The sequence below is a fragment of the Pseudomonas sp. CM25 genome (assembly GCF_013179705.1).
Classification (GTDB): domain Bacteria; phylum Pseudomonadota; class Gammaproteobacteria; order Pseudomonadales; family Pseudomonadaceae; genus Aquipseudomonas.
The window spans coordinates 1-7352 of record NZ_JABMCW010000281.1; the positions used below are offsets into that span (position 1 = coordinate 1).

6 protein-coding genes and 1 pseudogene are annotated in these 7352 nt (G+C 62.9%); 1 reads left to right on the forward strand and 6 read right to left on the reverse strand.

What is annotated here, in order from left to right:
- Positions 1-530: pseudogene (locus tag HP546_RS22970) on the reverse strand (UDP-glucose/GDP-mannose dehydrogenase family protein); the annotation flags it as partial.
- Positions 531-811: 281 nt separating this feature from the next.
- On the opposite strand from HP546_RS22970, the gene HP546_RS22975 reads away from it, so the two are divergent.
- The gene (locus HP546_RS22975; RefSeq protein WP_172229879.1) at positions 812-1858 is read left to right on the forward strand and encodes a class I SAM-dependent methyltransferase; all 1047 of its coding nucleotides are present in this window, start codon (positions 812-814) and stop codon (positions 1856-1858) included.
- Positions 1859-1916: 58 nt separating this feature from the next.
- Here HP546_RS22975 and HP546_RS22980 read toward each other — a convergent pair whose 3' ends face one another.
- The 5 genes from HP546_RS22980 to HP546_RS23000 all read right to left on the reverse strand — a co-directional run.
- On the reverse strand, positions 1917-3161 hold the full coding sequence (locus HP546_RS22980) for a saccharopine dehydrogenase family protein (protein ID WP_172229882.1): 1245 nt from the start codon (positions 3159-3161) through the stop codon (positions 1917-1919).
- A 31-nt stretch (positions 3162-3192) separates the two neighbouring features.
- Positions 3193-4290, reverse strand: coding sequence for a carboxynorspermidine decarboxylase (locus HP546_RS22985; RefSeq protein WP_172229885.1), 1098 nt, complete (start codon positions 4288-4290; stop codon positions 3193-3195).
- Positions 4291-4506: 216 nt separating this feature from the next.
- Complete coding sequence (locus HP546_RS22990; RefSeq protein WP_172229888.1) at positions 4507-5424, reverse strand: pyridoxal-phosphate dependent enzyme; 918 nt, start codon at positions 5422-5424, stop codon at positions 4507-4509.
- Positions 5421-6092: a transcriptional regulator gene (locus HP546_RS22995; protein WP_172229891.1), complete on the reverse strand. Its 672-nt coding sequence runs from the start codon at positions 6090-6092 to the stop codon at positions 5421-5423. Before HP546_RS22995 ends, HP546_RS22990 begins: the two co-directional genes overlap by 4 nt.
- Positions 6093-6275: 183 nt before the next feature.
- The coding region (locus tag HP546_RS23000) for an amidase (protein ID WP_172229894.1) at positions 6276-7352 on the reverse strand (1077 nt) is incomplete at its 5' end.

Genomic DNA, 7352 nt, shown 5'->3' on the forward strand with positions numbered 1-7352 from the left:
TCGGCCGCCTCGGCGCCGCCGATGATGATGCGCTCCGGGCGCATGCAGTCGTCCACCGCAGAGCCTTCCTTGAGGAACTCGGGGTTGCTGATGACCTGAAAGCGGCTGGTGTCGGCCACGGCCTGGGCAATGCGCGCCTTGATGCGGTGCACCGTGCCGACCGGTGCCGTGGACTTGTTGACGATGACCTTGGGGCCGGTGGCATGTTCGAGGATGCAGTCGACCACGGCAAACACGTGCTTCAGGTCGGCGCTGCCATCGGCGTGGGGCGGGGTGCCCACCGCGATGAACTGCAGCCTGGCGTGGTTGGCTGCCTGTGCGGCGTCGGTGGTGAAGCGCAAGCGACCGCAGGCCAGGCTGTTCTCCAGCATCGGCGCCAGGCCGGGCTCGAAGATCGGGCACTGGCCTTCATTGAGTGCAGCGACCCGCTCGGCGTCGACATCCATGCACAACACCGAGTGCCCCACCTGCGCCAGGCACACTGCCTGGGTCAGGCCGACATAGCCGGTACCGAAAACCGTGACTTTCATCTGACAGCTCCTTGATAGGAAAGCTGAAAAAAAATGTCACAGTCTTGTTTAGATATTGTTACCTGCGCAGGTCATCGCCCTGTGCCGAATCAGTTTGCGCATGTAGATCGAGGATTGTGCGTGTGTAGTCCAAATCGCGGATGTGCGCCCTGGAGACATCTAAACTTACGAATGGCTCGCTACCTTGCTGAACCAGCGCGCCATTCCATCCAATCGACCACCGTCACCCCGGAGCGGATGTCCCTCGCTGGCGATGGCCTTCTTGCAGAGGAGGGCAGGTCATGGACGAGGCACGGCTTCACGACTTCATGGGCAAGCTGGTGGGCGACATGGGCGCGGCGGCGACCCTGGCCAATGTCATTCTGGGCGACGAACTGGGGCTTTATCGGGCCATGGCCGACAGCCAGCCGACCAGCCCCGAGGCGCTGGCGGCAAAGACCGGCTGCCACCCGCGGCTGGTGCGCGAATGGCTGAACGCCCAAGCGGCGGCCGGCTACATGGTGCATGACAAGGGCCGGTTCGTGCTGCCCGAAGAGCAGGCCATGGCGCTGGCGCTGGAGGATTCCCCGGCTTACATGGCCGGCGGCGCAGCGGTGGTGGCGGCATTGTTCCACGACAAGGACAAGCTGGTGGCGGCCATGCGCGGCGATGGCGGGTTGGCCTGGGGCGACCATCACCCCTGCATGTTCAGCGGTACCGAACGGTTCTTCCGGCCGGGCTACCGCACGTTCCTGGTCAGCGAATGGCTGCCCGCGCTGGAGGGCGTAGTGGCCAGGCTGCAGGCCGGCGCCAAGGTGGCAGATGTGGGGTGCGGGCACGGTGCCTCGACCCTGGTGATGGCCCAGGCGTTTCCGGCTTCGACCTTTGTCGGTTATGACTACCATGGGCCTTCGATCACCACTGCCAACCAGCGGGCGCGAGAGGCGGGATTGACGGGCCGGGTCAGCTTCCAGCAAGCCAGCGCAAAGGACTACCCGGGGCATGATCACGACCTGGTGTGTTTCTTCGATTGCCTGCACGACATGGGCGACCCGGTGGGGGCGGCCAGGCATGCTTACCGGGCGCTCAAGGCGGACGGCACGGTGATGCTGGTGGAACCTTATGCCGAGGATTCACTGGACGGCAACCTGACGCCGGTCGGGCGGTTGTTCTATGCGGCGTCAACGTTTATCTGCACGCCGAACTCGCTGTCGCAGGAGGTGGGGCTTGGGCTGGGTGCGCAGGCCGGGGAGGCAAGATTGCGGGCAGTGTTCGAGGAGGCGGGCTTCAGGCGGTTTCGGCGGGCGACGCAGACGCCCTTCAACCTCATCCTGGAAGCGCGAAAGTAGCGGTCAGGCCAGCAACAACAGAAAGGGCGCCGCGATGGCGCCCTGTCTGTCTTGTTACTTAGGCTTCAGCGTCCCAGGGACGATCACCTTTTTCATCTTTGACGCGGGTCGGCAAGCCCATCACGTCCAGCGCCTTGAGGAACGGCTCGGCTGGCAGCTCCTCGACGTTGACCATGCGCTTGGCATCCCACTCACCACGCGCGACCAGCAGGGCTGCAGCCACTGGCGGTACGCCTGCGGTGTAGGAAATGCCCTGGCTGTCGGTCTCGGCGTAGGCTTCTTCGTGGTCGGCCACGTTGTAGATGAACACTTCGCGCGGCTGGCCATCCTTGGTGCCCTTGACCAGGTCACCGATGCAGGTCTTGCCGGTGTAGCCAGGGGCCAGGGAGGCCGGGTCTGGCAGCACGGCCTTGACCACTTTCAGCGGTACCACTTCCAGGCCTTCGGCGGTTTTCACCGGTTGCTCGCTGAGCAGGCCCAGGTTTTTCAGCACGGTGAACACATTGATGTAGTGCTCGCCGAAGCTCATCCAGAAACGCACGTTTGGCACGTTGAGGTTCTTCGAAATCGAGTGAACTTCATCGTGCCCGGTCAGGTACAGGTTCTGCGACCCTACCACGGGCAGGTCGTCGGTACGCTTGACCTCGAACATGCTGTTGCTGGTCCACTGGCTGTTCTGCCAGCTGTACACTTGCCCGGTGAACTCGCGGAAGTTGATTTCCGGGTCGAAGTTGGTAGCAAAGTACTTGCCATGCGAACCGGCATTGACGTCGAGAATGTCGATCGAATCAATGCTGTCGAAATACTGCTGCTGCGCCAGTTTGGCGTAGCTGTTCACCACACCCGGGTCGAATCCGACGCCGAGAATGGCGGTAATGTTCTTGGCCTGGCACTCTTCGAGGTGTTTCCACTCGTAGTTGCCGTACCACGGCGGGGTTTCGCAGATCTTGCCCGGCTCTTCGTGGATGGCGGTGTCCAGGTAGGCGACACCGGTATCGATGCAGGCACGCAGCACCGACATGTTGAGGAACGCGGAACCCACGTTGATCACGATCTGCGATTCGGTCTCGCGGATCAGTGCCTTGGTGGCCTCGACATCGAGGGCGTTGAGCGAGAAGGCCTGGATGTCGGCGGGTACCTTGAGGCTACCCTTGGCCTTGACGCTGTCGATGATGGCCTGGCATTTGGAGATGTTCCGTGACGCAATAGCGATACGACCCAGTTCGTCGTTATGCTGCGCGCACTTGTGGGCCACCACCTTGGCGACACCTCCTGCACCAATGATAAGAACGTTCTTCTTCAATTTATCCCTTGCTCCTTACTGAAAGCCGGTCTTACGACAGGCTGGAAACGTAGTCTTCAAAACCGAACTCGCGGACCACTTCGACGCTGCCGTCGAGTTGTTTGACCACAATGGAAGGCATCTTCAGACCGTTGAACCAGTTTTTCTTGACCATGGTGTAACCCGCGGTGTCGATGAACGACAGGCGGTCGCCGATGGCCAGCGGACGATCGAATTTGTACTCGCCGAAGATGTCACCGGCCAGGCACGATTTGCCGCAGACCATGTAGGTGTGCTCGCCGTCATTGGGGGCCATCTTGGCGTTGAGGCGGTAGATCAGCAGGTCGAGCAGGTGCGCTTCGATCGAGCTGTCGACCACGGCCAGGTGCTTGCCGTTGTACAGGGTGTCGAGCACGGTCACTTCCAGCGAGGCGCTGTTGGTGATGGCGGCTTCGCCGGGCTCCAGGTACACCTGCACGCCGTAGGTTTGCGAGAAAGCCTTGAGGCGCGCGCAGAACGCGTCGACCGCATAGTCTTCACCGGTGAAGTGGATGCCACCACCCAGGCTGACCCACTCGACCTTGTGCAGCAGGTGGCCGAAGCGCTCTTCGATGTGCGTGAGCATTTTGTCGAACAGGCTGAAGTCACCGTTCTCGCAGTTGTTGTGGAACATGAAGCCGGAGATCTGTTCGATCACCTTTTCGATCTTCTCCGGGTCCCACTCACCGAGGCGGCTGAACGGGCGGGCCGGGTCGGCCAGCAGGTAGTCGGAGCTGCTCACCTGCGGGTTGACACGCAAGCCGCGGACCTTGCCTTCGGACTGTTCGGCAAAGCGTTGCAGCTGGCCGATCGAGTTGAAGATGATCTTGTCGCAGTTCTCGAGCATTTCCTCGACCTCGTCGTCAGCCCACGCCACGCTGTAGGCGTGGGTTTCACCGGCGAACTTCTGGCGGCCGAGCTTGAGCTCGAAGAGGGAGGACGAGGTGGTGCCGTCCATGTACTGCTGCATCAGGTCGAATACCGACCAGGTCGCGAAGCACTTGAGTGCCAGCAGCGCCTTGGCGCCGGAGTGTTCACGCACGTAGGCGATCTTCTCCATGTTGCTGAGAAGCTTGGTTTTATCGATGAGGTAATACGGCGTCTTGATCATTTAAAGGCCCCCGGCCAGGCCGGCCAAAAAAAGGACACGCATTGTGCCTTCACTTGCCGCAGACCGAAAGGGTGCGATACGCATTTCGTCAGGGTTGACGACATTGCGAAGGGATTTTTCGGTTGCGGCGGGCTCAGTAGATCAGTGGCATGTGACTATCGTAATCATCGGAGAAGGACTGAATTGATGTGACGGATGGCACCGGCGCAGGCAACCTCAATCCGCCTGCAGCAACCACGCCTGAATCTGTTCCAGAGTCGCCGTAGCCCCGCCGCAGACCACCACCAGTACATTCTGGAAACTGCCCAGCCTGCTCGGGTCATAGGCCAAGGCCAACGCTGCCCCACAGGCCGGCTCGACCAGTACGCGGTGGTCCAGCAGGAACCGCTCGCAGGCCTCCAGCGCGGCGCGGTCGTTGACCAGGTGGCTGCGCACCGGATGCTGCTGCGTGCATGCCAGCGCCTGGTCAGCAACACGTTTGGCGCCCAACGACGTTGCCACCGAGGCGAGGCGCTCCAGCTCCACGGAATGCCCTGCCTGCATGGCCGCATGCAGCGACGCCGCCCCCGTGGTTTCGACCGCCAGTACCGGAACATCGTCCCAGCCATTGCGCCGCAGCCCTTCGACCACGCCGCTGAGCAAGCCGCCGCCGCCTACTGACAGCACCACGGCGTCCGGCTTCAGGCCGGCCTGGGCCACTTCATCCACCAGGCTGGCATGCCCGGCCCACAGCAGCGGGTCGTCGAACGGGTGAATGAAGGCGTCATTCGGGCCGACCAGGGTCTGGGCCAATGTGTTGGCCTCCTGCCAGGAGCTGCCATGTACCACCACTTTGGCGTCTTCGAGGCACAACAGCTGCCGGGCCCGCTCGGTAGTGGTCTCTGGCACCACCACGGTCACCGGCACGCCGAGCTTGCGCCCGGCATAGGCCACCGCCAGGCCGGCATTGCCCCCGGAAGATGACACGAAATGCTGTGCGCCACGCGCCTTGTGCACCTCGCAGGCGTGGCCCACACCCCGCAGCTTGAACGAGCCGCAGGGCTGCAGGGCATCGAGCTTGAGCCAGATGTTGCGACCAGCGGCCAGCGACAGCGGTCGGGATTCGATCAGGGGTGTGTGGATATGCAAGGTCATTGGCTGGCTCCGCGCAGTTGCTCTAGGTAGTTGTAAATGGTGTATCGGGTCACGCCGAGGGCGCTGGCGGCTTTTTCCACGCCGCCCTTGACGATGAACAGGCCACGCTCTTGCATCACCCGTACGGCCTCGACCTTGGCCTGCTTGTTCATGCGCCCCTGGCCACTTTGCAGGGAGGCCTGGATGATCTCGCTCATCAGCAGTTCCATGTCGGCGGGTTCGCTGGCAGCGGGCTCGGCGCCCAGTGGCTGGAACTGTTGTAGAAAATTCATGGCGGCGGCCAGGTCGGTGACGTCGGTGTTGACGCACAGGCTGGCGAAGGGGTGGCCGGTACTGTCGCGGAATATCGCCGTGGCGCTGCGCAGGGTACGGCCTTTGAGGGTGGTGGGGTAATCTGGCAGTACCACGGGCTCGCAGCCGCGCTGGTCCGCCGAGGCCTGCATCAGCGCCTTGAAGCCCTGGTCCTGCTCCGGGGCGGCAAGGATCGGGCTGCCGACGCTGCGGCCGGAAAGCTGGCCATTGACGATCGCCACCACGGAATGCTCCGGGTGGTCCAGGTCATGCAGGAGGATTTCCATGTTGCGTGCGGCAACGCTGCCCAAGGCCTGGATGGCGGCCTTGAGCACGGTGAGGGTGAGCTGGCGTTCTTCGTTGGGGGAAATGGGCATGACAAACCACAAAGTCAACGTTTTGTGTATTTTTACACATTAAGTTGAATTTTGCGATCTGTGTTGTTTTTGCCGACCTCATCGCCGGCAAGCCAGCTCCCACAGGGACCGCATGGCCTTAGGGCAATGCGATCGGTGTGGGAGCTGGCTTGCCGGCGATGGGCTGCGCAGCAGCCCCGATACTCAGCCCAGTGCCGGCGTGCGCGGCGGGACCATGCGGCGCGAGCCGGTCGCCTCAAAGGCGGCACCGAAGGTCAGTAGCGCATTGTCACTGTAGGCCCGCCCGGCAAAGGTCAGCCCGACCGGCATGCCGATATCGGCCATCACACCCATCGGTACCGTAACCGTCGGTACGCCCAGGTGGCGGATCGCCAGGTTGCCGTTGGCCACCCAGATACCGTTGCTCCAGGCGATATCCGCCGATGCCGGGTTGACGTCGGCATCCGCCGGGCCCACGTCGGCCACGGTGGGGAACAGCACCGCGTCCAGGCCAAGCTTGTCCATCCAGTCTTCCAGGTCCAGTTTGCGGGTGCGCTCCAGGCCGCGCAGGCCATCGGGCAGAGTCTCGATCTGGTCCCAGGTCTTCAGGCCGCGCTTGGCCATGTTGACGTATTCGTCCATGCCGGCGGCCAGGTCGTCTTCACGGTTAGGCAAGGTGCCGGGGTCGTGGGGGAAGATCTGCAGCCCGTCGACATCGGCCAGGCGGTTGAGCTTGGGGTCGTCGTTGGCACGAAGGAAATCGTCAAAGCCCCAGCCCGACAGCTCCCACAATTCGTCATGCAGGAATGCCTTGCTGACGATGCCGCGGTTGTACACGGTTGGCGCGCCCGGGCGGTCGCCTTCGCAGTTGGATACCAGCGGGAAGTCCACTTCCAGTACTTCGGCGCCGGCCGCTTCCAGGGCCTTGCGGGCCTGTTGCCACAGGTCGATCACCGTGGCACGGGTATTGATGCGCTGGCCGGTCGGGCCGCCGATGCCTGGTTTTTCCGAGGTGCCGGCTTCGACATCGGCATTGATGTACATGCGCGGTACGCCAAAGCGCTTGCCCTTGAGCGCGCTGGCATCCACTGCCAGTTCAAGATACGAAGCCGGGCGCACGGTGGAGGCCGCCGGAATCGGCACCCAAGGTTGCAGGCGCCACAGGTCGCCGCGCTTGTCGGCGTCATCGGCGACCACCACGTCGAGAATTTCCAGCAGATCGGCCATGGTGCGGGCATAAGGCACCACCACGTCCATGGTCGGGGTCAGCGGCCAGTTGCC

Coding starts and splice junctions, on each gene's coding strand:
- HP546_RS22975 (WP_172229879.1), top strand. CDS start 812: ATGGACGAGGCACGGCTTCACGACTTCATGGGCAAGCTGGTGGGCGAC.
- HP546_RS22985 (WP_172229885.1), bottom strand. CDS start 4,290: ATGATCAAGACGCCGTATTACCTCATCGATAAAACCAAGCTTCTCAGC.
- HP546_RS22990 (WP_172229888.1), bottom strand. CDS start 5,424: ATGACCTTGCATATCCACACACCCCTGATCGAATCCCGACCGCTGTCG.
- HP546_RS22995 (WP_172229891.1), bottom strand. CDS start 6,092: ATGCCCATTTCCCCCAACGAAGAACGCCAGCTCACCCTCACCGTGCTC.